The 26,333-nt window shown below is 63.2% G+C and carries 22 protein-coding genes and 1 pseudogene; 15 read left to right on the top strand and 8 right to left on the bottom strand.

Going from position 1 to position 26,333, the window contains the following annotated elements:
* Positions 1-12: 12 nt before the first annotated feature.
* A complete protein-coding gene (locus tag ACTJJN_RS19465) occupies positions 13-903 on the bottom strand; it encodes a LysR family transcriptional regulator (RefSeq protein ID WP_014861514.1) in 891 nt (296 codons plus the stop codon).
* 102 nt (positions 904-1,005) lie between these two features.
* Between ACTJJN_RS19465 and ACTJJN_RS19470 the strand changes: the two genes are divergently transcribed.
* From ACTJJN_RS19470 to ACTJJN_RS19495, 6 genes are all read left to right on the top strand, one after another.
* The gene (locus ACTJJN_RS19470; protein ID WP_012053120.1) at positions 1,006-2,085 is read left to right on the top strand and encodes an extracellular solute-binding protein; all 1,080 of its coding nucleotides are present in this window, start codon (positions 1,006-1,008) and stop codon (positions 2,083-2,085) included.
* 25 nt (positions 2,086-2,110) lie between these two features.
* Entirely contained in the window at positions 2,111-3,076 is a 966-nt protein-coding gene (gene speB, locus ACTJJN_RS19475) for an agmatinase (protein WP_014753888.1), read from the top strand.
* A 155-nt stretch (positions 3,077-3,231) separates the two neighbouring features.
* Positions 3,232-3,549 (top strand): hypothetical protein, encoded by a 318-nt coding sequence (locus ACTJJN_RS19480; protein ID WP_012053118.1) that lies wholly within the window; start codon positions 3,232-3,234, stop codon positions 3,547-3,549.
* Between the two features lie 22 nt (positions 3,550-3,571).
* Positions 3,572-4,717 (top strand): PQQ-dependent sugar dehydrogenase, encoded by a 1,146-nt coding sequence (locus ACTJJN_RS19485; RefSeq protein ID WP_182375219.1) that lies wholly within the window; start codon positions 3,572-3,574, stop codon positions 4,715-4,717.
* A 42-nt stretch (positions 4,718-4,759) separates the two neighbouring features.
* Positions 4,760-5,866: a cell division protein ZapE gene (gene zapE / locus ACTJJN_RS19490; protein WP_014753886.1), complete on the top strand. Its 1,107-nt coding sequence runs from the start codon at positions 4,760-4,762 to the stop codon at positions 5,864-5,866.
* Between the two features lie 13 nt (positions 5,867-5,879).
* Positions 5,880-6,461, top strand: a complete 582-nt coding sequence (locus ACTJJN_RS19495) for a DinB family protein (RefSeq protein WP_014753885.1) — start codon at positions 5,880-5,882, stop codon at positions 6,459-6,461.
* Between the two features lie 74 nt (positions 6,462-6,535).
* On the opposite strand, the gene ACTJJN_RS19500 is transcribed toward ACTJJN_RS19495, so the two are convergent.
* From ACTJJN_RS19500 to trhP, 5 genes and pseudogenes are all read right to left on the bottom strand, one after another.
* The gene (locus tag ACTJJN_RS19500) at positions 6,536-7,534 is read right to left on the bottom strand and encodes an alpha/beta fold hydrolase (protein ID WP_014753884.1); all 999 of its coding nucleotides are present in this window, start codon (positions 7,532-7,534) and stop codon (positions 6,536-6,538) included.
* Positions 7,535-7,609: 75 nt separating this feature from the next.
* Entirely contained in the window at positions 7,610-8,047 is a 438-nt protein-coding gene (locus tag ACTJJN_RS19505; RefSeq protein ID WP_003248912.1) for a YqaA family protein, read from the bottom strand.
* Entirely contained in the window at positions 8,047-8,475 is a 429-nt protein-coding gene (locus tag ACTJJN_RS19510; RefSeq protein ID WP_003248913.1) for a DUF411 domain-containing protein, read from the bottom strand. The genes ACTJJN_RS19505 and ACTJJN_RS19510 overlap by 1 nt, the downstream gene beginning before the upstream one ends.
* 14 nt (positions 8,476-8,489) lie before the next feature.
* A pseudogene (locus ACTJJN_RS19515) lies at positions 8,490-8,788 on the bottom strand (copper resistance protein B); the annotation flags it as partial.
* Between the two features lie 144 nt (positions 8,789-8,932).
* Complete coding sequence (gene trhP, locus ACTJJN_RS19520) at positions 8,933-10,267, bottom strand: prephenate-dependent tRNA uridine(34) hydroxylase TrhP (RefSeq protein WP_012053113.1); 1,335 nt, start codon at positions 10,265-10,267, stop codon at positions 8,933-8,935.
* Between the two features lie 133 nt (positions 10,268-10,400).
* On the opposite strand from trhP, the gene ACTJJN_RS19525 reads away from it, so the two are divergent.
* Entirely contained in the window at positions 10,401-11,465 is a 1,065-nt protein-coding gene (locus tag ACTJJN_RS19525) for an AI-2E family transporter (RefSeq protein ID WP_004576775.1), read from the top strand.
* Between the two features lie 228 nt (positions 11,466-11,693).
* Here the strand turns inward: ACTJJN_RS19525 and phnX are convergent, their stop codons facing one another.
* Both phnX and ACTJJN_RS19535 read right to left on the bottom strand, forming a co-directional pair.
* Complete coding sequence (phnX, locus tag ACTJJN_RS19530; RefSeq protein WP_003250077.1) at positions 11,694-12,521, bottom strand: phosphonoacetaldehyde hydrolase; 828 nt, start codon at positions 12,519-12,521, stop codon at positions 11,694-11,696.
* A 34-nt stretch (positions 12,522-12,555) separates the two neighbouring features.
* Positions 12,556-13,662, bottom strand: a complete 1,107-nt coding sequence (locus ACTJJN_RS19535; RefSeq protein WP_440781528.1) for a 2-aminoethylphosphonate--pyruvate transaminase — start codon at positions 13,660-13,662, stop codon at positions 12,556-12,558.
* A 112-nt stretch (positions 13,663-13,774) separates the two neighbouring features.
* On the opposite strand from ACTJJN_RS19535, the gene ACTJJN_RS19540 reads away from it, so the two are divergent.
* From ACTJJN_RS19540 to ACTJJN_RS19575, 8 genes are all read left to right on the top strand, one after another.
* A complete protein-coding gene (locus ACTJJN_RS19540; protein WP_003250081.1) occupies positions 13,775-14,638 on the top strand; it encodes a LysR substrate-binding domain-containing protein in 864 nt (287 codons plus the stop codon).
* A gap of 200 nt (positions 14,639-14,838) precedes the next feature.
* Positions 14,839-15,861, top strand: coding sequence for an AraC family transcriptional regulator (locus tag ACTJJN_RS19545; protein ID WP_440781529.1), 1,023 nt, complete (start codon positions 14,839-14,841; stop codon positions 15,859-15,861).
* 146 nt (positions 15,862-16,007) lie between these two features.
* On the top strand, positions 16,008-20,453 hold the full coding sequence (locus ACTJJN_RS19550; protein WP_440781530.1) for an NEL-type E3 ubiquitin ligase domain-containing protein: 4,446 nt from the start codon (positions 16,008-16,010) through the stop codon (positions 20,451-20,453).
* 122 nt (positions 20,454-20,575) lie between these two features.
* Positions 20,576-22,222: an acyl-CoA synthetase gene (locus tag ACTJJN_RS19555; protein ID WP_440781531.1), complete on the top strand. Its 1,647-nt coding sequence runs from the start codon at positions 20,576-20,578 to the stop codon at positions 22,220-22,222.
* A gap of 13 nt (positions 22,223-22,235) precedes the next feature.
* Positions 22,236-23,003 carry an SDR family NAD(P)-dependent oxidoreductase gene (locus tag ACTJJN_RS19560; protein WP_003250091.1) on the top strand — a complete coding sequence of 256 codons (768 nt, stop codon included), beginning with the start codon at positions 22,236-22,238 and terminating at the stop codon, positions 23,001-23,003.
* A gap of 11 nt (positions 23,004-23,014) precedes the next feature.
* A complete protein-coding gene (locus tag ACTJJN_RS19565) occupies positions 23,015-24,208 on the top strand; it encodes an acetyl-CoA C-acyltransferase (protein WP_012053108.1) in 1,194 nt (397 codons plus the stop codon).
* Between the two features lie 8 nt (positions 24,209-24,216).
* A complete protein-coding gene (locus tag ACTJJN_RS19570; RefSeq protein ID WP_047603533.1) occupies positions 24,217-25,344 on the top strand; it encodes an acyl-CoA dehydrogenase in 1,128 nt (375 codons plus the stop codon).
* A gap of 13 nt (positions 25,345-25,357) precedes the next feature.
* Positions 25,358-26,131 (top strand): enoyl-CoA hydratase, encoded by a 774-nt coding sequence (locus tag ACTJJN_RS19575; protein ID WP_003250095.1) that lies wholly within the window; start codon positions 25,358-25,360, stop codon positions 26,129-26,131.
* Positions 26,132-26,333 lie beyond the last annotated feature (202 nt).

The raw sequence follows: 26,333 nt of genomic DNA on the forward strand, positions 1-26,333 counted from the left end.
GAAGGGGCCGGTTCAGGCAAACGCCGCCAGCAAATCCTGCGCAAATACATGGGCTGCCTCGCCAACCCCCTGTGCCCGGTGCCGGGCCAGGGTGAACGGCACCCCAAAATCAAGCTCAGGGTCCAGCGCCCATAACCGCCCCTCGGCCTCCCAGGCCTGTGCACAATGGCATGGCAAGTAGCCAATATGCCGCCCAGACAGAATGAACGTCAGCACGCTTTCGATCTGCTCCGCCACTGCCGTGCTGCGTCTGCTCTGGAACGGTTCGCCCCCTTTGAGAAAACGGTACGGATGGCGCACCTGGTCCATGTCCAGCAACCGCTCAAGCCCAACATCCGTCTCGCCATACAGCACATGCCCCTTGCCGCAATACAGCCGCTGGCGCTCCGCGAACAAGGGCTGGTAATCAAAGGCCGCCTGGTTGCCGGAAAAGTAGCTGATGGCATAGTCCAGCCGCTGCTCCAGCAACAGCCGTTCCAGCTCCGCCGGCGGTGCACTGACAAGCTCCAGTTGCACCGATTCTTCTCGCCTGCGAAATGCCGCAATGGCCGCCGCCAGTTTCAGGCTCACCGCCTTGTCCTGATTTTCCGCCATGCCTATGCGCACAGTTCCCAGCAGCCGCCCGGCAACGCCGTTGGCCTGCTGGCGAAACTGCTCGATGTTCAGCAGCAGCCCACGCGCCGCCTCCAATAGCAATTCACCTTTTTCCGTCAGGCGAAAACCACCCTTGCCGCGGCTGCACAGGCGGTAACCCAAGCGTGCCTCCAGTTGCGCCATGCGCTGGCTGATGGTGGGCTGGCTCAGGCCCAGCACGCCTTGAGCGGCGCTGAAGCCACCCGCCTCGACTACAGTGACGAACAGCCGCAGAAGGTGCAGGTCGGGGTCGTGCACTTGTCCGAGCATTACATTGCTCCTGATGAATGTCAGCTTTGCAAACTTGCCATTTGTGCAATGTAACCCGGCTGGCATGCTCGCGGCATCCACCCATTTGCCGAGGTGTCCGCCATGCGTCGATCGTTGTGCCTTTTGTCTCTGGTTCTGGCCCTGCCGCTGCAGGCCGAAGAAAAGGTCGTCAATCTTTACAGCTGGGCCGATTACGTCGCCCCGCAAACCTTGCAGCGCTTCGAACAGGAAACGGGCTACAAGGTGCGTTACGACACCTTTGACACCCCCGAGGTGCTGGAAACCAAGCTGTTGACCGGTGGTAGCGGCTACGACGTGGTGGTGCCGTCATCCACCGTGCTGGCCCGGGCGCTCAAGGCCAATGCCCTGCAACCGCTGGACGCTCAGGCCATGCCTGGCTATGGCAACCTCGACAAGGACCTGCTGGGCAAACTGGCCGAGGTTGACCCCGGCAACCGCCATGCTGTGCCGTACACCTGGGGCACGCTGGGCCTGGGGGTAAATGTGGAGGCAGTACGCCAGCGCCTTGGCGATGTACCGCTGGACAGCCTCGACCTGTTGTTCAAGCCCGAGTACGCCACCCGCCTGAAGGGTTGCGGCATCGCTTTGCCTGACTCGCCCCAGGAGGTGATCGGCGTAGCCCTGAACTACCTGGGCAAGGACCCTTACAGCCAGAACAAGGATGACCTGGCTGCCGCGCAGAACCTGCTCAGCCAGTTGCAGCCGTCGGTCAGCTACGTTGCCAACGGCCGGCAGATCAACGACCTGGCCAATGGCAGCGTGTGCCTGGCGTTGACCTACAACGGTGATGCCGCGATGGCCGCCGACCAGGCCCGCCGTGCCGGCAAGCCGTTCGAGGTGATCTACCGCATCCCCCGCGAAGGCACGCTGGTATGGCAGGACAACCTGGTCATCCCCAAGGACGCCCCGCACCCCGAGGCCGCACGGGCGTTCATCGCCTTCATGCTCAAGCCAGAGTCGGTGGCAGCGCTGACCAACACGCTGTTCTTCGCCAATGCCAACCAGGCTGCCACGCCGCTGGTGGACGAAGCGGTGCGCAACGACCCGGATATCTATCCGTCGGCCGAGGTGCGTCAGCGCCTGTATGCCGACCGCAGCATGGCCTTGGCCGACCTGCGCCAACGCAACCGTCTGTGGACCGCCTTCCGCAGCCGGCAGTAGCCCATGACAATCAAGGAGCCCGACCGTGGACCAAGCCGCAAGCAATGACCAGGCCATGACCCGCGATAGCCTGTATGGTACCGCCGCAGAAAGCACCTACGCCGGTGTTGTCAGTTTTTCCCGCCGCCGCTACAGCCGCGACTTGCGCGGTGTGGATGTGGTGGTCAGCGGTGTGCCGTTCGACACGGCCACCAGTAACCGCCCCGGCGCGCGCTTCGGCCCGCGGGCGATCCGTGCTGCCTCGGTCCAGCAGGCCTGGGCCCGCCACTGGCCGTGGGCGTTCGACCCGTTCGACCACCTGGCGGTCATCGACTATGGCGACTGTCCCTTCGACAGCGGCACGCCGCAGTCGGTGCCGGACAGCATCGAGGCTCATGCCGAGCATATTCTGCAGGCGGGTTGCGCCATGCTGACCCTTGGTGGCGACCACTTCATCAGCTACCCGCTGCTCAAGGCTCACGCCCGCCACCATGGCCCGCTGGCGCTGATCCATTTCGATGCGCACAGTGACACCTGGCCGGACGAGGCGGGTAAGCGCATCGACCACGGCACCATGTTCTGGCATGCCGCCCGCGAAGGCCTGGTTGACCCGGCCCACTCGGTGCAGATTGGCCTGCGCACGACCAATGACGACAGCCAGGGCTTTGCCATTCTCGATGCCAGGCAGGTGCACCGCCAGGGCACAGAGGCGGTGATTGCAGCGATTCGCCAGCGGGTGGGCGAGCGGCCGGTGTACCTGACCTTCGACATCGACTGCCTCGACCCGGCCTACGCGCCCGGTACCGGAACCCCGGTGTGTGGCGGGCTGAGCACGGTGCAGGCGCTGGAGATTCTGGGTGGGCTGCGTGGCATCAACCTGGTAGGCATGGACTTGGTGGAAGTGGCGCCAGCCTATGACCATGCCGATATCACCGCATTGGCCGGGGCAACCCTGGCCATGGAGATGCTGTGCCTGTATGCGGCGCGGCACAAGGTGGATAACGGCCAGTAGAAGGTTGCGGCCATTGGAGGGCGAAGCAGCCCTCCGCGGCCCATACTGAAACATCAGGAATCAACTCCACCCGCATTCACACTTTTGCCGCGAACCCCTCGCGCCTTAGGCTATCAAACCCACCAGGCGCGGCATTTTCGTACAGGAGGTGAAGCATGACCCCGACATTGCCCATCCTGGCCCTCGGCCTGGCCTTGTGCCTGCCCACGCACGCGGCTGCGCAGCAGCCCGTGCAACGTGCTGCCGGCAACAACAACCCTTACAACAGCCCGATCCAGCGGGCCAACCCCAACAGCCGTCAAGGCAGCATGCCGGCTGCGCCACCGGTACGTGGCCCGTCCACCGACCCGTACCAGCGCCCACCCACCCTGGACAACCGCGGCATCGGCAATGGCGACAACCTGCGTCGTCAGCAGCAAACCCCGAATCTGGAACCCACCCGGCCACCGCGCGACAACCCACGTGCGCCTTAAGCCCACTTGAAAGGAATCCGGCATGCTTCGAGCACCCTGGCTAGCCACCCTGACCGCCGCTGCGCTACTGCCACTGTGGGCGCATGCGGCGGCCGAACAGCGGTTTCCCAGCGAAGAAGGTACCTTGATCGTCGACACGCTTGCCGATGGCCTGCGCAACCCCTGGGCCCTGGCCTTCCTGCCCGGTGGCAAGGACATGCTGGTGACCGAGCGCGCCGGTAACCTGCGGCTGGTCAATGCCGAAGGCAAGGTCGGCCCGCCGATCAGCGGTGTACCCAAGGTCTGGGCCGAAGGCCAGGGCGGCTTGCTGGATGTGGCACTGTCACCGGAGTTCGGCAAGGACCGCACCGTTTACCTGTCCTACGCCGAGGAGGGCAGTGACGGCAAGGCCGGTACTGCGGTCGGCCGCGGGCAGCTGTCCGAGGACCGCGCCCGGCTGGAGCATTTCACCGTGATCTTCCGCCAGCTGCCCAAGCTGTCGGTGGGTAACCACTTCGGCTCGCGGCTGGTGTTCGACCGCAATGGCTACCTGTTCATCGCCCTGGGCGAGAACAACCAACGTCCCACTGCCCAGGACCTGGACAAGTTGCAAGGCAAGGTCGTGCGTATTCTGCCGGACGGCGAAGTGCCCAAAGACAACCCCTTCGTCGGCAAGGACAACGTGCGCCCGGAGATCTGGTCGTACGGCCACCGTAATCAGCAAGGCGCCGCGCTCAACCCCTGGACCGGCCAGCTGTGGACCCACGAACACGGCCCGCGCGGCGGGGATGAAATCAACATCCCAAAGCCTGGCAAGAACTATGGTTGGCCGATTGCGACCCACGGCATCAACTACTCGCTGCTGCCCATCCCCGAGGCCAAGGGCGAGCATGTGGACGGCATGGTCGACCCGCACCATGTATGGGAAAAGTCACCGGGTATCAGCGGTATGGCGTTCTACGACAGCCCAACGTTCAAGGCCTGGGACCACAATCTGTTCATAGGGGCGCTGGCCACGCAGGAATTGATCCGCTTGCAACTGGAGGGTGACAAGGTGGTGCACGAAGAGCGGTTGCTCGGTGACCTGAAGGCACGTATCCGTGATGTGCGGGTGGGGCCAGATGGTTACCTGTATGTACTGACCGATGACAAGGACGGCGCGCTACTCAAGGTCGGCCTGGCCGACTGACGCGCGCCTGCACCGAGGGTGACAGTCGGGTAGAATGCGGCCATGGCCCTCGACCCCCAAACCCTCTACCAGCAAGCCCTGAGCACTCGGGGCTACGTCGCTGACCCCGCCCAGGCCCGCGTCGTCGAGGCCTTGCAAGCCTGCTTCCAGTCCCTCGAGCAGGGGCGCCCCACCCAGGGCCTCTACCTCTGGGGCCCGGTCGGGCGCGGCAAGACCTGGCTGATGGACCAGTTCCACCAGTGTCTGCGCATACCTGGGCGGCGCCAGCACTTTCACCACTTCATGGCCTGGGTGCATCAACGCCTGTTTCAGCTCAACGGCACCGCCGACCCGCTATTGGCCCTGGCGGCGGAGCTGGCGCGGCAAATCCGTGTGCTGTGCTTCGATGAACTGTTCGTCAACGACATCGGTGATGCGATCATCCTCGGCCGCCTGTTCCAGGTATTGTTCGATCAGGGCGTGGTGATTGTTGCCACTTCCAACCAGCCGCCCGAGCAGCTCTACCGCGATGGTTTCAACCGCGAGCGGTTCCTGCCGGCCATCGCCGCCATTGGTCGTCACATGCAGGTCCTGCCGGTAGCGGGCGAGCAGGATCACCGCCTGCACCCCGGTGAAGCGCGGCAGCGCTATTGGGTAGCCGAGGCAGGGCAGGCCAGCCCGTTGGCCGAGGTGTTCCGACAGCTCAGCCCCAAAGACGCCGGCACGGATCAGCCCTTGGTTATTGGCTCAAGGCACATTCACGTCGTGCGGCGCAGTGAGCAGGCTATCTGGTGTCGTTTCACGGATCTGTGCGATCAACCCTTGGCGGCCATGGAGTTCATGGCCTTGTGCGACCGTTTTCCCTCGATTCTGGTCTCCGGCATTCCGGCGCTGGGCGGGGAACAGCGGGCGGGGCGGATTGCCCGTGGCACCGAAGATGGCGCGGCGAGGGTCGTGGCGGGTGACCGTGAACTGCCGGCGCTGTCGCCCAAGGACGATGCGGTTCGCCGCTTCATTGCCCTGGTCGACGAATGCTATGACCGTCGGGTGGCGTTGTACCTGGAGGCACAGGTGCCGCTCGATGCCCTCTACACTCAAGGGTATCTGGCGTTCCCGTACCAGCGCACCCTGAGCCGGCTACGGGAGATGCAACTGCAACGCTTCGCCTGAAAAGGAGCCGACCATGCAGCCGCTATCGCATCATCTGCTGACCCAGGCCTATAACAATGGCTGGGCCAACCATCGCCTGTACAAGGCCTGCCTGCAACTGACCCAGGACGAGTTCGTCGCCCCGCGTTGCAGCTTCTTCCCGTCGATCAAGGCCACCCTCAACCACTTGCTGACGGTGGATTGGTTTTACCTGCATATGCTCGAGTGCGAGCAGCGCGGCGAGCAGCCCGATGCCGACGGCGAACGCTTTTTCGACCCGGAGCAGCCGTTTGCCACCTGTACCGATCTGCATGCCGAGCAGGCCCAGGCTGACCACCGTTTGATCGCCTACTGCCGGGGGCTGAGTGATGGCGACCTTGGCCGCTATGTGAGCGTCGTACGGCCCGATCGGGTGCAGCGCGAGCAGCGGCTGCGGTTGCTGGCGCATCTGTTCGAACATCAGGTGCATCACCGTGGGCAGGTGCACGCAATGCTCAGTGATACAGCGGTCAGACCACCACAGCTGGATGAGTTTTTCTGCGAAGAAGAGGCTGAGTTGCGGGCGGACGACTTTGCCGAGCTGGGCTGGACAGAAACGCAGGTCTGGAACGTGTAAAGGAACCCTGTGGCAGCAGCGGGCGTGCGCAAAATCCCAAAGCCTGCGTGCTCCCACAGGGGCCAATCATTGGCTCACTTGCCCAGCCATTCGACCAGGGTGCGATTGAACCGCACCGGTTCCTCGATTTGCGGCGCGTGCCCCATGCCTTCGAACGTGATCAGCTCACCTTTGGGTATCAGCTTGGCCACCTGCGGCCCCAGCTCTGCATAGTTGCCCAGCTTGGCCTTTACCTCCGGCGGCGCGATATCGCTGCCGATGGCCGTGGTGTCCTGGTCGCCGATCAGCAGCAGGGTCGGCATCTGCAGGTGCTTGAACTCGTGGTACACCGGCTGGGTAAAGATCATGTCGTAGATCAGTGCCGAGTTCCACGCCACCGCTTCATGCCCTGGCCCTTTGTTCAAGCCCACCAGCATCTGCACCCAGCGTTCATATTCAGGCTTCCAGCGCCCGGCGTAATAGGTCTTGCGCTCATATGCACGTACGCCTTCGGCATCCAGCTTGAGTTCGCGGGCATACCACTGGTCCACGGTGCGGTAGGGCACCCCCAGCGCTTTCCAGTCTTCCAGGCCGATTGGGTTGACCATTGCCAGGCGTTCCACCTGCTGTGGGTACATCAGCGCATAGCGGGTGGCCAGCATGCCGCCGGTGGAGTGGCCGAGCACAATGGTTTGCTTCACACCCAGCTGTTCGAGCAGGGCATGGGTGTTGTCGGCCAGTTGCTGAAAGCTGTACTGGTAATGCGCCGGTTTGCTTGATGTACAGAAGCCGACCTGGTCGGGCGCGATGACCCGGTAGCCGGCCTTGCTCAAGGCGTCGATGGTGGTTTCCCAGGTGGCGGCGCAGAAGTTCTTGCCGTGCATCAGCACCACGTTGTGGCCGTTGGCCTGGCCCTGGGCGGGCACGTCCATGTAGCCCATCTGCAGGGCCTGGCCCTGGGACTTGAAGTTGAAATGCTTGAGGGGGTGCGGGTAGCTGAAGCCTTCAAGCTGGGGGCCGTAGGTAGGCGACTCGGCAGCGATGGCCGAACTGCTGGCAAGGCAGGCCAGGGCGAGGGCGGTTGCGCGCAGCATGGGGGAACTCCGTGTAGGGCCAGGTTGAATGGGGCGACTGTAACAGGCAGTGGACCACGCGAAACCTGAAAGGTGTTACCAGGCGTGAAACCAGCCCAGGGTGATCATGGCAAGCACGGCATAGCGGCCAGCCTTGGCCAGGGTCACCAGCAACAGGAAGCGCCAGAACGGCTCACGCATGATCCCGGCGATCAGCGTAAGCGGGTCACCGATCACCGGCATCCAGCTGAGCAGCAGCGACCATTGCCCCCAGCGTTGGTAGCGCTGCTGCGCACGCGCCAGCTGGGCAGCGCTGAAAGGGAACCAGCGTTTGTCGCGCAGGTGCTCGATGGCCCGGCCCAGCAGCCAGTTGACCACCGAGCCGAGCACGTTGCCCAGGGTGGCTACCAGCAGCAGGATCGCCCATGCCTCGGGCTGGCGCAGCAACAGACCGACCAGCACGGCCTCTGATTGCAGCGGCAGCAGGGTGGCGGCACCAAAGGCGCTGAGAAACAGCGCCCCCAGGCTGAGCATCAGTAGTTGGCGACCACGGTGTCCTGGCCATCCTGGGTCACCCCGATGACCTGGTAGGCATCCTTGTGGTCACCCATTTCCATGCCGGGCGAGCCCATGGGCATGCCCGGCACCGCCAGGCCCTTGAGGTCGTTGCGCTTGGCCAGCAGGCGCACCTGCTCGGCCGGCACGTGGCCTTCGACGAACTTGCCGTCGATCACCCCGGTATGGCACGACGCAAGGCGTGGTGCCACGCCGAGGCGTTGCTTGACGGCGCTCATGTTTGGCTCGACGTGGTCGTTGACGGTAAAACCGTTGTCACGCAGGTGGCTGATCCAGGCCTTGCAGCAGCCGCAGTTGGGGTCGCGGTAGACGTCGATGGTCTCGGCGGCCTGGGCCAGGCCGGTGACGGCCAGCAGGCTCAGGGTCAGCAGGTGTTTGCGCAGCATGGTGAAGCACTCCTTTAAAAACGCAGGCGGATACCGGCGACAAGGCGGGTCTGGCCCAGATCTTCGCCGTCTTCCAGGGCCTGGTTGGCGCGCGAGCCGTGCAGGCGGTTGAAACTGAGCCCGACGTAGGGGGCGAAGCCGCGCGTGATCTTGTCGCGTAGGCGCAGGCCCACCTCGCTGTCGGCCAGCCCCACGCCTTGTTCGCGCCCGGCGTCGGTGCGCCCTTAGAGGTTGGCCTCCAGGTCGGCTCCAGTATCCAGCGGTTGGTCAGCAGCATAGCGTAAGCGGCTTCCAGGCGCAGCGCGGTTTGTTGCCCCTGCCGGCGTGCTGGCGGCGCCCAGGCCTTTGGCAAACGTACGGCGCGAGGGGGGCGCAACATGGCGTGGCCTCATGCAGAAGCGCCACGATGTTCGCTGCCGCCGGCTGTCAGGTAGCTGATGTGCACATTACAGTGTTGTCAGCTTGCTGCTTCGTCGATGCGGAGGTCGCGCATCAGCAGGCCGTAGTCGAGGGCAACCTGTTCCGGGATCGGCAGATACACCACGTGGCCATCGCCCGGTGCTACCTCGATGGCGTGCTGCTGGCGGTTGCACAGGCGGTGCAGGTCGAAGTGGTAGTTACCGCGCGGGGTCATCAGCTCCAGATGGTCGCCCACGGCGAAGCGGTTCTTCACCTTGACCTCGGCCAGGCCGTCGACGCGCACGCCGGTCAGCTCGCCAACGAATTGTTGGCGCTCGGACACCGAGTTGCCGCGCTGGTAGTTCTGGTACTCGTCGTGCACGTGGCGGCGCAGGAAACCTTCGGTGTAACCGCGTTGCGCCAGGGATTCGAGGTTGCCCATCAGGGCGCGGTCGAATGGTCGCCCGGCCACCGCGTCGTCGATCGCCTGGCGATACGACTGTACCGCGCGGGCACAGTAGAAGTGCGATTTGGTACGGCCTTCGATCTTCAGCGAATGCACGCCCATCAAGGCCAGGCGCTCGACGTGCTGAATGGCGCGCAGGTCCTTGGCGTTCATGATGTAGGTGCCGTGCTCATCCTCGAACGCCGGCATTTCAGTGCCGGGGCGGTTGCTTTCCTGCAGCAGGAACACTTGGTCGGTGGGCGCACCCAGGCCCAGGGTGGGCTGCACTTGGCGCACGATGTCACCGGTGGCGTTCTCGGTGGCCGGCGTGGCGTCGTACTTCCAGCGGCAGGCATTGGTGCAGGTACCCTGGTTGGCGTCACGCTTGTTGAGGTAGCCCGACAGCAGGCAACGGCCGGAATAGGCCATGCACAGGGCGCCGTGCACGAACACTTCCAGTTCCATGCCCGGCACCTGCTGGCGGATTTCCTCGATTTCGTCCAGCGACAGCTCCCGTGACAGGATCACCCGGCTCAGGCCAAGTTGCTGCCAGAACTGCACGCTGGCCCAGTTGACGGTGTTGGCCTGCACCGACAGGTGCACCGGCATCTGTGGGAAGTGCTGGCGCACCAGCATGATCAGCCCGGGGTCGGACATGATCAGCGCGTCCGGCGCCATCTCGATCACGGGTGCCAGGTCCTTGAGGAAGGTCTTGAGCTTGGCATTGTGCGGGGCGATGTTGACCACCACGTAGAAGCGCTTGCCCAAGGCGTGCGCCTCCTCGATCCCCAGTGCCAGGTTGGCGTGATCGAACGCGTTGTTGCGCACCCGCAAGCTGTAACGCGGCTGGCCGGCGTAGACCGCATCGGCGCCGTAGGCAAACGCGTAGCGCATGGTCTTGAGGGTGCCGGCGGGGGCCAGCAGTTCGGGCTTGGCAGTAGGGTTCATGTGCGCACCGGGGCAAAAAGGCCGGGATGCTAGGGGCGATGGACAAGGCGCGTATTGATTTGCGTCAAGTGAGCGCGGCACTTTTGTCCAGGTGCGGTGCACTAATCACTCATAAGCCATTTGAGGAACTGCGATGAACGAAACCGCGCTACAGAACAAAGCCCTGGCAGTACTCTTGGCGTTGGTGACCATTGCCTTCTTCTGGATCCTTCTGCCGTATTACGGCGCAATCTTCTGGGCGGTGATTCTCGGCATTTTGTTCGCCCCGCTGCAGCGTCACTTGCTGATCCGCTGCGGTCGGCGGCGTAACCTTGCCGCGGCCACGTCTACGCTGGTGTGCCTGCTTGTGGCGATCCTGCCGGTGATCATCACCAGCGCGCTGCTGGTTCAAGAGGGCGCCACGCTGTACCAGCGCATCGAAAGCGGGCAACTGGACATCGCCGGTTACGTCGAGCGCGGCAAGGACATGCTCCCGGCATTCGCCCAGCGTGGCCTGGACAACATGGGCATGGGTAACCTCGACGGGTTGCGTGACAAGATCGCCAAGTGGGCAACCCAGGGTAGCCAGGTATTGGCCAGCCAGGCGTTCAGCTTTGGGCAGGGCACATTCGAGTTCCTGATCAGTTTTGGCATCATGATGTACTTGCTGTTCTTTTTCCTGCGTGATGGTCCGGAAGTCGCGCGCCGGGTGCGGATGGCCGTCCCGCTGCCCGAGCACCAGAAGCGTCGTTTGCAGTTGAAGTTCAATCGTGTGGTGAGGGCGACGGTGAAGGGCAACGTGCTGGTGGCCATTACCCAAGGTGCGTTGGGAGGCTTTATTTTCTGGGTGCTGGATATCCCGAGTGCGTTGGTGTGGGCGGTGCTGATGGCGTTTCTGTCGCTGCTGCCGGCGGTGGGCGCGGGCATTATCTGGGCGCCGGTGGCGGCGTATTTCCTGCTGACCGGGGCGATACTGCCAGGGGTGGTGCTTACCGCGTTCGGGGTGCTGGTGATCGGCCTGGTGGATAATGTGTTGCGGCCAATCCTGGTGGGCAAGGATACGCGCATGCCGGATTACCTGATCCTGGTGTCGACCCTTGGCGGGCTGGCGGTGTTCGGCCTAAACGGCTTCGTGATCGGTCCGTTGATCGCGGCGCTGTTCGTCTCCAGCTGGGCGATCTTTGCCGCGACCAAACCGCGGGTGCAATTGCCACAATAGCGTTCTTGCTCAGGTTTGTCGGCCGTAGGAGCGGGTTCACCCGCGAAAGGGCCGGGCCTGCTGGCCAATTTCCACCAGGCGTTCACCGTTGTTGCCGCCACCGTATTCGCGGGTAAACCCGCGCCTACACCTGATCGAGGGTAGACACAGGTCGGTGATTGGGCGCAGGCCGCCGTAGGCGCGGCCTTGTGTCGCGCAAGGGCCGCTACCACAGCGAAACTGCAGGGGTCAGAAGGCTTGCGGCATCTCGCCCTTGGCCAGGCGCCGGTTGATGTCGGCAATCACTTCGGGCAGGTCGTTGATGGTGTCGATCAGGTAGTGCGGGCGGGAGCCGGCAAACAGTGCGTGGATGCGCTGGCGCTCGCTTTCCAGTTTCTCGGCACTCAACGCCCGGAAGCCTTCCCAGGTCAGGCCCAAGGCATTACCCGAGCAGACCAGCGCCACGGTCCACATGCCGGCACGGCGGCCTTCAAGAATGCCTGGCACGGTGTCGTCCACCTTCACGCAGGCTGCTACATCGTCAATCCCCAGCGCAATCACGTTGGCCAAGGCCTGGGCCGGCCATGGTCGGCCGTTCGGGGTTTCGTCGGTGGCCACGACATGGTCGGCTACGTAGCCGTTCTGCGCCGCCAGTTCCACCACCTTGTCCATCACCACTTTCGGGTAACCCGAGCACGAGCCGATCTTCAGGCCGTCCTGGCGTAGACCGGTGAGGGTGTCCAGCGCACCGGGGATCAGTGCCGAGTGCACGGCAATCTTCTCGATCTGCAGCGGCATGAAGCGGTTGTAGATGGCGGTGACGTCATCATCGGTCGGGGTACGGCCGAACACCTTGCGGTAGCGCTCGGCAATTTCCGGTACGTCGCACAGGGTGCGGATATGGTCCCATTTGCCCATGCCCATCGGGCCTCGGGCTTCTTCGATGGACACCTGCACGTCGAACTCGGCAAAGGCCTCGACAAAGATCTGGGTGGGGGCGAATGAGCCGAAATCGACCACGGTGCCAGCCCAGTCGAGGATGGCGGCTTGCAGTTGGGTGGGGTTGTTGTAGTTCATGTGCGCGAATTCCTGGGTTCGGGTGGGCAAAGTGTCAGATGTCCAGCACTTCCATTTCCCGCAGCACCTCGGCCACGGCATTCACGGCGGCCTGCATGCCGTCCGCCCCGACCACGCCGATGCAGCCGACGCGGAAGGTTTCGACCTGGGTCAACTTGCCCGGGTAGAGAATGAAACCCTTGGCCTTGACCCGCTCGTAGAAGTCCTTGAACTGGTAGCGGGCATCGGTGGGGGCGTGGAAGGTGACGATGATTGGCGCCTGGATCTCGGCAGGCAGGAAACTGCGCAGGCCGATGGCTGCCATGCCGTCGAGCAGCGTCTTGCAGTTGTCTGCGTAGCGCTGGTGGCGGGCGGGAAGGCCACCTTCCTCGTTGTATTGCTGCAGTGCTTCGTGCAGGGCCGCGACCACGTGGGTAGGCGGGGTGAAGCGCCATTGCCCGGTCTTGGCCATGTAGGCGTGCTGGTCGTACAGGTCCATGGCCAGCGAGTGGGCATTGCCTTCGGCGGCCGCCAGGGCGTTCTTTTCGGCGAAGACGAAGCCCATGCCGGGTACGCCTTCCAGGCACTTGCCGGAGGCTGCGATCAGCGCTTCGAAGGGGATTTCGCGGGCATCGATCGGCAGCGCACCGAACGAGCTCATGGCATCGATGATCAGGCGCTTGCCATGGTGTTTGATCACCTGGGCGATTTCGGGCAGCGGGTTCAGGATGCCGGTGCTGGTTTCACAGTGGATCAGCGCCACATGGGTGATGGCTGGGTCTTCGGCCAGCAGCCGGTCGACGTCGGCGGCTGTGGTCGGCTGGTCTTCGGCCGTTTCGAAGGTGCTGTAAGTGCGACCCAGCACTTTGCAGATCTTTGCCAGGCGCTGGCCGTACGCGCCGTTGATCAGTACCAGAACCTTGCCATCGCGTGGCACCAAGGTGCCGATGGCCGCTTCCACGGCGAAGGTGCCGCTGCCTTGCAGGGGCACGCAGTGGTGGCTGCTGGCGCCGTCGATGATGGCCAGCAGTTGTTCGCAGACGCTGGCAGTCAATTGGTTGAAGTCACGGTCCCAGGAGCCCCAGTCCACCAGCATGGCTTGGCGGGTGCGGATTGATGTGGTCAGGGGACCTGGGGTCAGCAGAATCGGGGCGTTGCTCATTCCGTTATTCCTCACAAGCGGTGGGCTGAAACTACGAGGCCTAGGTTGCAATTCGCGCTGCCATCAATCAAATTGTTTGTTGTTATCTCAGCTATAAGTCAGGCCGATAAATATGAACCTGTTCCAGCTGCGCGCCTTCGACGCCGTGGCCCGTGAGGGCAGCTTTACCCGTGCTGCCGAGCGCCTCTTCATCAGCCAGCCGGCGGTGACCGGGCACGTCAAGGCTCTGGAGGAGCACTACCAGATCACCTTGCTGCGGCGTACTGCACGGCGCGTGGAGCTGACCGAAGAGGGCACGCGCCTGGCGGCCATCACGCGCGCCATGTTCGGCCTGGCTGAAGAAGCGCAGGCCATGCTCGAGGCCAACCGCCAGTTGCTGACCGGGCGCCTGGAGGTAGCCGCCGACGGCCCGCACCGGGTCATGCCGATGCTGGCGCTGCTGCGTGAGCGGTACCCTGGCGTCACCGTCAACTTGCGTCTGGGCAATGCACAGGAGACGTTGGCTGCGCTGCTCGGCGAGCATGCCGACGTGGCAGTGCTGACCGAAATCGAGCCGCGCAAAGGGCTGCACCTGCAAAATCTCTGTGAGTCGCGCCTGTGTGCGTTGTTACCCGTGGGGCACGCCTGGGCCAGCGAGCGGGAGGACTTGCCGTTGGCCGAGCTGCACCAGCAGATCATGGTGCTGCGCGAACCCAGCTCCACCACCCGGCGCACCTTCGACAAGGCCTGCATCAAGGCGGGCGTGCAACCGCGTGTATTGCTGGAGCTGGACAGCCGGGAGGCGGTAACCGAGGCAGTGGCCTCGCAGCTGGGTATTGGCGTTGTTTCTTCCACTGAAGTGGCCAATGATCCCCGTGTGGTGGCACGACCCTTGGCCGGCGAGGGCCTTGTCAACCAACACGTGATCGGCTGCCTGGAGCGCCGTCGCGAACTGCGCCTGATTCAGGCATTCCTGAGCCTGGCAGCGGGGCTATGATGGCTGTTTGCTGCGGGGCACCCTAGGCTCTGTATGAAAAGCCTTGATACTCGGTGATGCTGCGTTGAAAACAGCCTCGGAATGCTCATTTACAACCCGTAAACTCCGCTTCCTCGGCTGTTTTCGCCTTGCCTGACCTTCGTCTCAAGGCTTTTCATACAGACCCTAATATGGCCGGCAATCAGCCGACAGGACCGTCGATGAGCGACAAAGACACCATTTCCATGCAGCTGGTGCGCGAAGCGCTGTTGCAGACCTGCCCTGCCGGTGAGCCTGACAGTGGCTTGCTGGCCAGGGCGGGCATCGCCGTTGAACAATTGCACCTGCCAGAGGCAAGGGTCAGTGCCGAGTCCTATGCCCGCCTGTGGCGCTTGCTGGCCCGGCGCTGCAACGACGAATTTTTCGCGATGGACCCGCGCGGTCTGCGCAGTGGCAGCCTGGCATTCATGTGCCGTGCCAGCATGGGCCAACCAACCCTGGGTGCAGGCCTGGACACCTCGCTGGCATTTCTGTCGCTGATGCTTCAAGACATGCAGCCCAGCCTGGTGCGCCAGCAAGGCCTGGCCGAAATTGTCATCAATGAGCCGCGTGACGAACCGCGCCGCGCGTTCACCTATTTCACGTTCTGGATGATCGTGCATGGCGTGACCTGCTGGCTGGCCGGGCGGCGTATCCCGATTCTGAGCATTGATCTGCGGTGTACCGAACCACCCTTTTGCGACGACTACCGGGTCATGTTTTCGGAAAACCTGCATTTTGAGCGTCCACGCACACGCATGATCATCGCTTCGCAATGCCTCGACTTGCCCCTGCGGCGCAGTGAAGAGGAACTGCAGCGTTTTCTGGCCGAAGCGCCGGGCAATATCCTGGTCAAATACCGTGACCCGGCCAGCCTCGGGCGGCGTATCCGCACCGACCTGCTGCGCCTGGCCCCTGCGCAGTGGCCCGATGCTGACCGCCTGGCCCGGCAGCTGTGCCTGTCGCCATCGACCCTGCGGCGGCGCCTGGCAGAAGAGGGGCAGAACTACCAGGGCTTGAAGGACAGCGTACGACGGGAGCTGGCGATCGCCTGGCTCAGCCAGGAAGACCTGGCCATGGGCGAGCTTGCCGAGCGCTTGGGGTTCGCCGACAGCAGCTCGTTCTATAAGGCATTTCGCAAGTGGTTCGGCTGCAACCCAGGGCATTATCGGGCATTGATCCAGGCGCGAGGGGCAGGGCACTGAAGGGCGAACACTTCCCGTCGTAGTGCATTACCGCGCGGGCCCAGAAGGCTTACCGAGCAGGCGCCGATCGAACCCGTTCCCTCTGCATCCTGGCCCGGCATTTGAACAACATGGTTGGCTTCGTCAAATAGCGGGGGGAACCCACCATGATTATCAACACGACGGGCCATGACCCATTCATCGGTGCCCGATTACCTGAGTGGCTCAAACGCGCGTCACGGGGCCAGATCAACACCCTGCGCACCAGCCTGAACGCGCACCACGCCAGCCAGGCACGCTTGAGTGGCCTGACGCTTGAGTTACTGCCGCTCCAGCAGTTTGCCGAGAAGCACCTGGCGGCTTTGCTGGATGCACCGTTGCCGGACGGGCAGGTATTTGCCCAGCTCGAATGGCTGCGGGTAGCGCCGCGCTTCGGCACACTGCCAGGTACCTTGCAACAGACATACGGGTACAGCCAGACGCGTGAAAACGGGTTACTGCGGCTGATGCGCAACTTTGCTGCGAATACCCGCTACTACGAGGGCACGGGGCTGGTTTTGCCAGGCAGCGATAAACCATTGAATGCATCGCTGGAAGCATTGATTACGGCCTGTCGCAATCTGGACGTTGGTCAGCGCTATCAGGACGCGTTGCAAAGGATCTTCCCGCCAGCTACCCAGGCGGTGCTGGCTGAAGACAAACGTTCGGGGTTGAAGCTGGCGACCGAGCTTGCGGCTTTGCAGGGAAACATCAGCGTCGATGTGCAGCTTGCACTGCGTGAGCTGGTGGACCACGGTCAGGAGCGGCGACAACGAGGGTTTGAAGGCAAACCCATGCTGCTGAGGGCACTAGGGAAACCTGTGGTCGATGGCTTGCTGATCCACCTGCATGACAAGGCGGGAAATGATCGGGGCATCGTACTTTACCTGCCTGGTGATCCCCGGCAGGCATTGCGGTTCTTCGACAATGCCGCCTCCATGAACAGTACCGTGGCAATGTTGTTGCCAGATCCCGGTTACTGGCAGTACTTCACACAGCTCATCAGCCTTGAGCACCGTGCAGGTTTTGTCAGTACCCTCGGCAAGCGCCTGAAAGACAAGCTGCCGGACCTGGAGCTTGAGGGTGAAACTCCTGAAGGAGGGATCTTCACGCAACTGGCGACTCGGCAAGTGCAACGGGCCAAGGAAGATGCCCGGTTGCTGCTGGTACCGACTGCCGACGCTGATAGCCTGGCGGTAAGCGCCAGACACGCTGAGTGGAAAGCGGCAGGTCTGGGCCTGGTAAACCTCGCCGGCTTGTTCATCCCGGCTGTGGGCGGCGTGCTGCTGGGTCAGGTGGTTGCCCAGACGTGCGCTGAAGTGTTCGAAGGGACACGGGATTGGTCGAGAGGGCACCAACACGAAGCGCTGCAGCATCTGCTGGGGGTTGCCGAAACCTTGGCGGCTACCGCTGCGACGGTGGCGGGTGTCAGTTTTGTGCGCAGTGCGTTTGTCGCGGGCCTGGAGCCGGTAAGCCTTGGGAATGGGCGCGGTCGCCTGTGGCAGTTCAACGCCAGGAATTATCGATCACTGCCGGGCGCTATCGACCTGGTTGACGAGGGACGCTATGGCGAGGTGGGCCGCCGCTGGGTCCGTATCGATGGGCGCAACTTCGAAGTGCATCAGCCTATCGCCGATGGCCCCTATCGCCTGCGCCATGTAGCGAGTGAGGGCGGCTACGGGCCGGTCGTGTTGCACAATGGTGAGCGTGGCTGGCAGCTGATGCGTGAGCAACCACTCAGCTGGCAGGCGCCTGCTCGCATGCTGGATGCATTATGGCCACAGCATTCCCCTGTCGACGCGCATCAGGCCGAGCAGATCATGCGGGTGGCAGGTATCGATGCAGATTTGTTGCGCGGCGTTCTCGTGGAAAATCGCCCGGCGCCGGTGAGCCTTGGCCAAACCTTGCGCGCCTTCCAGGCGCATGCACGCATTCAAACGTTTTTCGAGCGTGTTCGGCTGAAGGCGTTGGTGCCATCGGACAGTGAACTGCTGGCCTGGTGTGAAGCAAGGCCAGACGTGGGCGCCGGACTGGAGCAGATCCGGGTGCATGAGGCCGGGTTGCGGCCGCAATTGTTTGCCCACCTGACAGAGCAGCCACTTGCAGCAGACCCGCTGAGCATGTTGGTCAAGCGGGACTTCCCGGGTTTGCCTTCGGCCTACATAAATGAAGTAACCGACCAAGCGCATGAGCTTGAGCACCAAATGGCGCGGGTCGAGCGGCGGCTGCCATTGCCGTGCGCGAACAACGCCCGTTCGCTCTTGCGTCTGGCTCGCCTGAGCCGGGGGCTGGCGGGATTGTATCTGAGCACAGCGTACAGTGATGTCACCGGCGAGTTGGCCCTTGCGTTGCTGGATAGCTTCGAACTCGAGCACCTTGACCTTGACCTGCGTGACAGCGGGCTGGATGGGCGGTCTATCAGGCGCCTCGGTAGCGGCGGGCAAACCGAGGCAAGAAGAATAGTGGTCCGGCATGAAGGCAGGTTTCTGATCTACAACGGGTCAGGTGTGCCACACGTGCTTATTGCTGACGAGCCGGGATGTATCTTCGAGGCGCTTTTTGCCGCACTGACATCAGAGCAGCGGGCAGCGATGCAACGGGTGGGCAGTGCTGCGGCGAGCCAATTGCGTGAGAAACTTCTGGCGCGGTTACCCGCTTCCCATTGGGATATCGCGCGCATGCTCGGCTGGCCAGAGGAGCAGGCCTGGCTCAATCCAGGGCGTCGCATGGACGATGGACGCGTGGGATACCCGCTCAGTGGCCGCCCTGGCGCTGCGCCCAGGGATGAGCGGGCGATCATTCGTGACCAGCTACGGTCGCTTTATCCTGGCCTGGACGAGGCCGCGCTCGATGTGGAGCTGGCGCGTGTGCAACAAGGCCCGCAGCCAGTCTTCGAGCGCCTGGTAGAACTGCAGGAAGCACATGACCAACTGGTGCTGTACCTGAATCGCTGGGTCGGTGCCGAGTTGCAGGAGGGTCGACGCGCCGCCCGCAGGTTGACGGCCGATAGCATCCTGCGAGCCTGGCGACTGCAGGGCGAGCCTGGTTCGGCCGGCGAGGGGCAAACACAAGGGCAGCGCTTGTCGATGAGCGGTTTGAGTTTGCGCACACTGCCGGCACTGCCGCCGAACATCGATTTCCATCGCATTACCCTGCTGAGCGTGAACGACACCCGGATTACTGACATACCGGTCGACTTCCTTCGCCCCTTCACTGCCCTGACGCACCTGAACCTCAACAACAACGCGTTGATGCGTCTACCAACAGGCATTGCCCATTTACCGAATCTTCAATCGCTTCGGTTGGCGCATAACGAGATACGCCTCGATGCCCAGGCGATCGGCGTTTTGCATGGTTTGTCCAACCTTGCGCATCTTGATCTCAGTCATAACCGGCTGGAAGCGCTGGACATGAGCTTCCACCAACTTTCTCGGCTGACAAGCCTGAACCTGCGTCATTGTCGCCTGGGCAGTTGGCCGCTTCGCCTGGAGCTCTGTGGTCTACTCGAGTGTGCTGACCTGCGCAACAATCAACTCCGCGAAGTGCCCACCGAGATCCAGCTGATGCCTTATGCATTTCGACGCGCCATTCTGATAGAAAACAACCCCTTGTCGGTCATGCAGCAAAGAGGGTTGTATGCACTCGATGTGATCGAAGAGCACCGGCACTCACCTGAGCAGTTGGGGTCAGTTGACCTGGTCAGGGCCCGTACGCGTTGGGTAGGCCATACGGATGCGACGGTTCAGGCCGAGCGGGAGGACGTGTGGCTGCGGTTGCTGGAGCAAGCGGGTAGCAGCGGGTTGTTCAGGTTGTTGGCTCGCCTGGAGATGACAGCGGACTACAGCGAAGCGGGTGAAGGGCGGGACGCGCTGGTTGACGGCGTATGGACACTGCTGGCTACGCTGGACGGCGACCCGGTGCTGTGCCGGCGGATCTTTGAGCAGGCCGGCCTGCCACTGTCATGTTCGGACGCCGTTGCCAGTCACTTCAGTGCACTGCAAGTATCGGTGAGGCAGGCGCAGGCAGAAACCGCCGCAGCCAACCCTGAAAGCAGGGGTGAGTTGCTCGAACTGGGTAGGCAACTGTTCCGGCTGGATCAACTGGAAGGGATTGCCTACCAGGATGGCCGGCAGCGTCTGGCTGCCAGTGAACATATTGACCAGTTGGCATTGGGGCTGGCTTACAGGGTGCAACTTCGTAGCCGGTTGCAGCTGCCCAACCAGCCATATGCCATGCGCTATCCCGAAGCTGTCGCGCTGACACAGGCCCAGATAGAGGATGCGTTCCTGCGGGTTACGCGCGCGCAGACCATCGATGGCCTGACCGATAGCCTGAGCCAGCGCGCGTTCTGGCGACGTTACCTGCGCCAGCAACATGACCAAATGTTCGATGCCCTCAGTGCGGACTACACGCGACGCACGCTTGAGCTGCAGGCTCAACGTCCTGTCTTGGCGCCGGCGGCCTTCGAGCAGCAACTACACGGGCTGCAGGCACAGCAGGACCTCGACATCGAACGCCTGGTCGCAGGGCTCACCCAGTCCTACCTGCGTGCAGCCGAGCGCGCGGAGGGGTGACGGGCGGCGGCCAAACCAGTCATCCAGATTGACAGCTTTGGCCATTGCCGCCGCGCATGAGCGGCGCGAACATCGTCGGACCGATGCTTCAACTCCAAAAACAAGAAACCAGGAGTCCGATGATGCGCGATTACGCCGAGGCCGCTCGCACGTTTGACCATGACCAGGCCGTTGTGGCGGCATTGCACGGCAACCTTGAAGCCCTTAATGCCTGTGTCGAATGCTGTGACCGCCATGCCGGTGACGGCAAGCTGGCACTGATTCATGAAGACCGCGATGGTAACAGCGCGCGCTATAGCTTCGATCAGCTTCAGGTGCAGGCTGCCCGGTTCGCCAATGTGCTAAAGGCGCAGGGGGTAGGCGCAGGCGACCGGGTTGCCGGCTTGATGCCGCGCACCCCCGAACTGTTGGTGACCATCCTCGCTACCTGGCGCCTCGGGGCGGTTTACCAGCCCTTGTTCACCGCGTTCGGCCCCAAGGCCATTGAGCACCGGCTTGAGCAATCCCATGCCCGAGTGATAGTCACCGATAGCCACAACCGCGCCAAGCTGGACGACGTGCACGCCTGCCCGACCATCATCACTGTCAAGGCCCGCAGTGGTGAGCTGGACTTCCAGCAATGCCTGGAGCGCGCAGCGGACGTATGTGAGCCGGTGATGCGCTCAGGCAACGATCCATTCCTGCTGATGTTCACTTCTGGAACCACTGGCCCGGCAAAACCCCTGGAAGTGCCACTGCGTGCGATCGTCGCGTTTCAGGGCTACATGCGTGATGCCATCGAGCTGCTGCCCGAGGACAACTTCTGGAACCTGGCCGACCCGGGTTGGGCGTACGGCTTGTATTACGCCGTTACCGGCCCATTGTCGCTGGGGCATGCCACCACGTTCTACGATGGCCCGTTCAGTGTCGAGAGCTGCGCCCGGGTGATCGACAAGCTGGGTATCACCAACCTGGCCGGCTCGCCGACCGCGTATCGCTTGCTGATTGCGGCGGGCAAAGATTTTTCGGTACCGATCAAGGGCCGCCTGCGGGTGGTCAGCAGTGCCGGCGAACCGCTTAACCCCGAGGTGATCCGCTGGTTCGCCGACGAGCTGGGCGTGACCATTCACGATCACTACGGCCAGACCGAACTGGGCATGGTGCTGTGCAATCACCATGGTCTGAAGCACCCGGTGCACCTGGGCTCTGCCGGCTATGCCATCCCCGGCCACCGCATCGTGGTGCTGGACGAGCAGGGCAACGAGCGGCCAGCCGGCCAGCCAGGCATCCTCGCCGTTGACCGCGAGCAGTCGCCGCTATGCTGGTTCGGCGGTTACCACGGCCTGCCGACCAAAGCCTTCGTCGGCAAGTACTACCTCAGCGGCGACACTGTCGAGCTGAACCCGGATGGCAGCATCAGCTTCGTTGGCCGTAGCGACGACGTGATCACCACCTCCGGTTACCGGGTGGGGCCGTTCGATGTGGAAAGCGCGTTGATCGAGCACCCGGCGGTGATCGAGGCCGCGGTGATCGGCAAGCCCGACCCGGAGCGCACCGAGCTGATCAAGGCGTTCGTGGTATTGGCCAGCGGCTACGCCGGAAGCGTCGAGCTGGAAGAAACCTTGCGCCAGCACGTGCGCCAGCGCCTCTACGCGCATGCCTACCCCAGGGAAATCGAATTCGTCAGCGAGCTGCCCAAGACCCCGAGCGGCAAGCTGCAACGCTTCATCCTGCGCAACCAGGAAGTCGCCAAACAACAAGCGCAACAGGCCACCCCTGTCAGCGTCTGAAAGGAAAGTACTCATGCACATAGCCAATAAACATTTCATCGTCAGTGGCGCCGCTTCCGGGCTGGGTGCCGCGACTGCACAGATGCTGGTCGAGGCTGGCGCCAAGGTCATGCTGGTCGACCTCAATGCCCAGGCTGTCGAAGCCAAGGCCCGCGAACTGGGCGACAACGCCCGTTTCGCCGTGGCTGATATCAGTGACGAGCAGGCGGCCCAGTCGGCTGTCGATGCAGCTGTCAGCGCCTTTGGCAGCTTGCATGGGTTGGTCAATTGTGCCGGCATCGTCGGTGCCGAGAAGGTGCTGGGCAAGCAGGGCCCGCATGGCCTGGCCAGCTTCGCCAAGGTCATCAACGTCAACCTGATCGGCAGCTTCAACCTGTTGCGTCTGGCTGCGGCGGCCATGGCCGAAGGGGCTGCCGATGAGAGCGGCGAGCGTGGGGTCATCATCAACACGGCCTCCATTGCCGCCTATGACGGCCAGATTGGCCAGGCCGCCTACGCTGCCTCCAAGGGGGCCATTGCCAGCCTGACCTTGCCGGCCGCGCGCGAACTGGCACGCTTCGGCATCCGCGTGATGACCATCGCTCCGGGCATCTTTGAAACACCTATGATGGCCGGCATGAGCGATGAGGTGCGTGCTTCACTGGCTGCCGGCGTGCCGTTCCCGCCCCGCTTGGGCCGCCCGCAGGAATACGCCGCGCTGGCCCGCCACATCATCGAGAACAGCATGCTCAACGGTGAGGTCATCCGCCTCGACGGTGCGCTGCGCATGGCTGCCAAGTAAGGAGAGCGAACATGACCCTCGCCAATGACCCCATCGTTATCGTCAGCGCCGTGCGCACGCCCATGGGCGGGTTGCAGGGCGACCTCAAGAGCCTGACTGCGCCGCAACTGGGCAGCGCCGCCATTCGTGCTGCCGTGGAACGTGCCGGCATCGATGCCGCCTGTGTCGAGCAGGTACTGTTCGGCTGCGTGCTGCCGGCCGGCCAGGGCCAGGCGCCGGCACGCCAGGCCGCGCTGGGCGCCGGGCTGGACAAACACACCACCTGCACCACCCTGAACAAGATGTGCGGCTCGGGTATGCAAGCCGCGATCATGGCCCATGACCTGCTGCTGGTCGGCACCGCAGATGTGGTAGTGGCGGGTGGCATGGAAAGCATGACCAACGCGCCGTACCTGCTGGACAAAGCCCGTGGCGGCTACCGCATGGGCCACGGCAAGATCATCGACCACATGTTCATGGACGGCCTCGAAGACGCCTACGACAAAGGCCGCCTGATGGGCACCTTTGCCGAGGACTGTGCCCAGGCCAATTCTTTCAGTCGCGAGGCCCAGGACCAGTTCGCCATCGCCTCGCTGACCCGAGCGCAGGAAGCCATCAGCAGCGGCCGTTTTGCCGCCGAGATCGTGCCGGTGGAAGTCACCGAGGGCAAGGAAAAGCGCGTCATCAAGGATGACGAGCAGCCGCCCAAGGCACGCCTGGACAAGATAGCGCAGCTCAAACCGGCGTTTCGTGAAGGCGGCACCGTGACGGCGGCCAACGCCAGTTCGATTTCCGACGGCGCTGCGGCGCTGGTGCTGATGCGCCGCTCCGAGGCCGACAAACGTGGCCTCAAGCCATTGGCCGTCATCCACGGTCACGCCGCCTTTGCCGACACCCCGGCGTTGTTCCCGACCGCCCCGATCGGCGCGATCGACAAACTGATGAAGCGCACCGGCTGGAACCTGGCCGAAGTCGACCTGTTCGAGATCAACGAGGCCTTCGCCGTGGTCACCCTGGCGGCCATGAAACACCTCGACCTGCCACACGACAAGGTCAATATCCATGGCGGCGCCTGCGCCCTCGGTCACCCGATCGGCGCTTCTGGCGCACGTATTCTGGTCACCCTGTTGTCGGCCTTGCGCCAGAACAATCTGCGACGGGGTGTGGCGGCCATCTGCATCGGCGGTGGCGAGGCCACGGCCATGGCTGTTGAATGCCTGTACTGAGGTGAACCATGCTGGTAAATGACGAGCAACAACAGATCGCCGACGCGGTACGTGCGTTCGCCCAGGAACGCCTGAAGCCGTTTGCCGAGCAATGGGACAAGGACCATCGCTTTCCGAAAGAGGCCATCGACGAAATGGCCGAACTGGGCCTGTTCGGCATGCTGGTGCCCGAGCAGTGGGGCGGCAGCGACACGGGTTATGTGGCCTATGCCATGGCGCTGGAGGAAATCGCTGCGGGTGATGGTGCCTGCTCGACCATCATGAGCGTGCACAACTCGGTGGGTTGCGTGCCGATCCTGCGCTTCGGCAACGAGCAGCAGAAAGAGCAATTCCTCACCCCGCTGGCGACAGGCGCGATGCTCGGTGCTTTCGCCCTGACCGAGCCGCAGGCTGGCTCCGATGCCAGCAGCCTGAAGACCCGTGCACGCCTGGAGGGCGACCATTACGTGCTCAATGGCAGCAAACAGTTCATTACCTCGGGGCAGAACGCCGGCGTCGTGATCGTGTTTGCAGTCACCGACCCGGAGGCTGGCAAGCGTGGCATCAGCGCCTTCATCGTGCCGACCGATTCGCCGGGCTACCAGGTAGCGCGGGTCGAGGACAAACTCGGCCAGCACGCCTCCGACACCTGCCAGATCGTTTTCGACAATGTGCACGTGCCAGTGGCCAACCGGCTGGGTGCGGAGGGTGAAGGCTACAAGATCGCCCTGGCCAATCTTGAAGGCGGCCGTATCGGCATCGCCTCGCAAGCGGTGGGTATGGCCCGCGCGGCGTTCGAAGTGGCGCGCGACTATGCCAACGAGCGCCAAAGCTTTGGCAAACCGCTGATCGAGCACCAGGCCGTGGCGTTTCGCCTGGCTGACATGGCAACGAAAATTTCCGTTGCCCGGCAGATGGTATTGCACGCCGCTGCCCTTCGTGATGCGGGGCGTCCGGCACTGGTGGAAGCGTCGATGGCCAAGCTGTTCGCCTCGGAAATGGCCGAAAAGGTCTGTTCGGATGCCTTGCAGACCCTGGGTGGTTATGGCTATCTGAGTGACTTCCCGCTGGAGCGGATCTACCGCGACGTTCGGGTTTGCCAGATCTACGAAGGCACCAGCGACATTCAGCGCATGGTCATTGCGCGCAATCTTTGAAGGAGCAGACTGCATGGCATTCGAAACCATCCTGTTGGACATCCACGGCAAGGTCGGCCTGATCACCCTCAACCGGCCGCAGGCGCTCAATGCGCTGAACGCGCAGATTGTCGGTGAGATCAACCAGGCCTTGGACCAGCTTGAGCGCGACCCGAACATCGGCTGCGTGGTGCTGACAGGCTCGGCCAAAGCCTTTGCCGCTGGCGCCGACATCAAGGAAATGGCTGAGCTGCAATACCCGCAGATCTACGTCGACGACCTGTTCAGCGACGCCGACCGCATTGCCAATCGCCGTAAGCCGATCATTGCTGCAGTGTCTGGATTTGCCCTGGGCGGCGGCTGTGAGTTGGCGATGATGTGCGACTTTATCCTCGCGGCGGACAATGCCAAATTTGGTCAACCGGAAATCAACCTGGGCGTGCTGCCGGGCATGGGCGGTACCCAGCGCCTGACGCGTGCGGTGGGCAAGGCGAAGGCCATGGAGCTTTGCCTGACCGGCCGCCTGATGGGGGCGGAAGAAGCCGAGCGTGCAGGTTTGGTGGCGCGGATCGTGCCGCAGGCAGAGCTGGTGGAAGAGGCGCTGAAGGTGGCGGCGACCATTGCCAGCAAGTCGATTCCGGTGAGCATGATGGTCAAGGAGAGCGTCAACCGAGCATTTGAAGTCACCCTCAGCGAGGGGGTTCGTTTTGAGCGTCGGGTCTTCCATGCGGCGTTCTCCACCGAAGACCAGAAAGAAGGCATGGCCGCATTCATCGCCAAGCGTGAGGCACAGTTCAAGGACCGTTGATCAGACTCGGTTCGTTGCCGTTGCCGTTGCCGTTGCCGTTGCCGTTGCCGTTGCTGTGGCTTTTGCTTCTAAGTGCGCGATAGTTCAGGCGACGCGGGTTGCGACTTCAGGAGGCCGAGCGTAGGGCTTGCGAAGGGAGGTGACGGGCATGGATGCCCGTCAAGCGCTGAGGCCCCATGGATGGGGCCTGCAGCGCGTACTC

Origin of the sequence: Pseudomonas sp. 22515 (assembly GCF_052044625.1) — a bacterium.
In the GTDB taxonomy this organism is placed as follows: Bacteria; Pseudomonadota; Gammaproteobacteria; order Pseudomonadales; family Pseudomonadaceae; genus Aquipseudomonas; species Aquipseudomonas alloputida.

Excerpts from the sequence above, each read along its gene's own strand:
- ACTJJN_RS19465 (WP_014861514.1), bottom strand. The coding sequence starts at position 903 with ATGCTCGGACAAGTGCACGACCCCGACCTGCACCTTCTGCGGCTGTTC.
- ACTJJN_RS19470 (WP_012053120.1), top strand. The coding sequence starts at position 1,006 with ATGCGTCGATCGTTGTGCCTTTTGTCTCTGGTTCTGGCCCTGCCGCTG.
- ACTJJN_RS19480 (WP_012053118.1), top strand. The coding sequence starts at position 3,232 with ATGACCCCGACATTGCCCATCCTGGCCCTCGGCCTGGCCTTGTGCCTG.
- ACTJJN_RS19485 (WP_182375219.1), top strand. The coding sequence starts at position 3,572 with ATGCTTCGAGCACCCTGGCTAGCCACCCTGACCGCCGCTGCGCTACTG.
- zapE (WP_014753886.1), top strand. The coding sequence starts at position 4,760 with ATGGCCCTCGACCCCCAAACCCTCTACCAGCAAGCCCTGAGCACTCGG.
- ACTJJN_RS19495 (WP_014753885.1), top strand. The coding sequence starts at position 5,880 with ATGCAGCCGCTATCGCATCATCTGCTGACCCAGGCCTATAACAATGGC.
- ACTJJN_RS19500 (WP_014753884.1), bottom strand. The coding sequence starts at position 7,534 with ATGCTGCGCGCAACCGCCCTCGCCCTGGCCTGCCTTGCCAGCAGTTCG.
- ACTJJN_RS19505 (WP_003248912.1), bottom strand. The coding sequence starts at position 8,047 with ATGCTCAGCCTGGGGGCGCTGTTTCTCAGCGCCTTTGGTGCCGCCACC.
- ACTJJN_RS19510 (WP_003248913.1), bottom strand. The coding sequence starts at position 8,475 with ATGCTGCGCAAACACCTGCTGACCCTGAGCCTGCTGGCCGTCACCGGC.
- trhP (WP_012053113.1), bottom strand. The coding sequence starts at position 10,267 with ATGAACCCTACTGCCAAGCCCGAACTGCTGGCCCCCGCCGGCACCCTC.
- ACTJJN_RS19525 (WP_004576775.1), top strand. The coding sequence starts at position 10,401 with ATGAACGAAACCGCGCTACAGAACAAAGCCCTGGCAGTACTCTTGGCG.
- phnX (WP_003250077.1), bottom strand. The coding sequence starts at position 12,521 with ATGAACTACAACAACCCCACCCAACTGCAAGCCGCCATCCTCGACTGG.
- ACTJJN_RS19535 (WP_440781528.1), bottom strand. The coding sequence starts at position 13,662 with ATGAGCAACGCCCCGATTCTGCTGACCCCAGGTCCCCTGACCACATCA.
- ACTJJN_RS19540 (WP_003250081.1), top strand. The coding sequence starts at position 13,775 with ATGAACCTGTTCCAGCTGCGCGCCTTCGACGCCGTGGCCCGTGAGGGC.
- ACTJJN_RS19545 (WP_440781529.1), top strand. The coding sequence starts at position 14,839 with ATGAGCGACAAAGACACCATTTCCATGCAGCTGGTGCGCGAAGCGCTG.
- ACTJJN_RS19550 (WP_440781530.1), top strand. The coding sequence starts at position 16,008 with ATGATTATCAACACGACGGGCCATGACCCATTCATCGGTGCCCGATTA.
- ACTJJN_RS19555 (WP_440781531.1), top strand. The coding sequence starts at position 20,576 with ATGCGCGATTACGCCGAGGCCGCTCGCACGTTTGACCATGACCAGGCC.
- ACTJJN_RS19560 (WP_003250091.1), top strand. The coding sequence starts at position 22,236 with ATGCACATAGCCAATAAACATTTCATCGTCAGTGGCGCCGCTTCCGGG.
- ACTJJN_RS19565 (WP_012053108.1), top strand. The coding sequence starts at position 23,015 with ATGACCCTCGCCAATGACCCCATCGTTATCGTCAGCGCCGTGCGCACG.
- ACTJJN_RS19570 (WP_047603533.1), top strand. The coding sequence starts at position 24,217 with ATGCTGGTAAATGACGAGCAACAACAGATCGCCGACGCGGTACGTGCG.
- ACTJJN_RS19575 (WP_003250095.1), top strand. The coding sequence starts at position 25,358 with ATGGCATTCGAAACCATCCTGTTGGACATCCACGGCAAGGTCGGCCTG.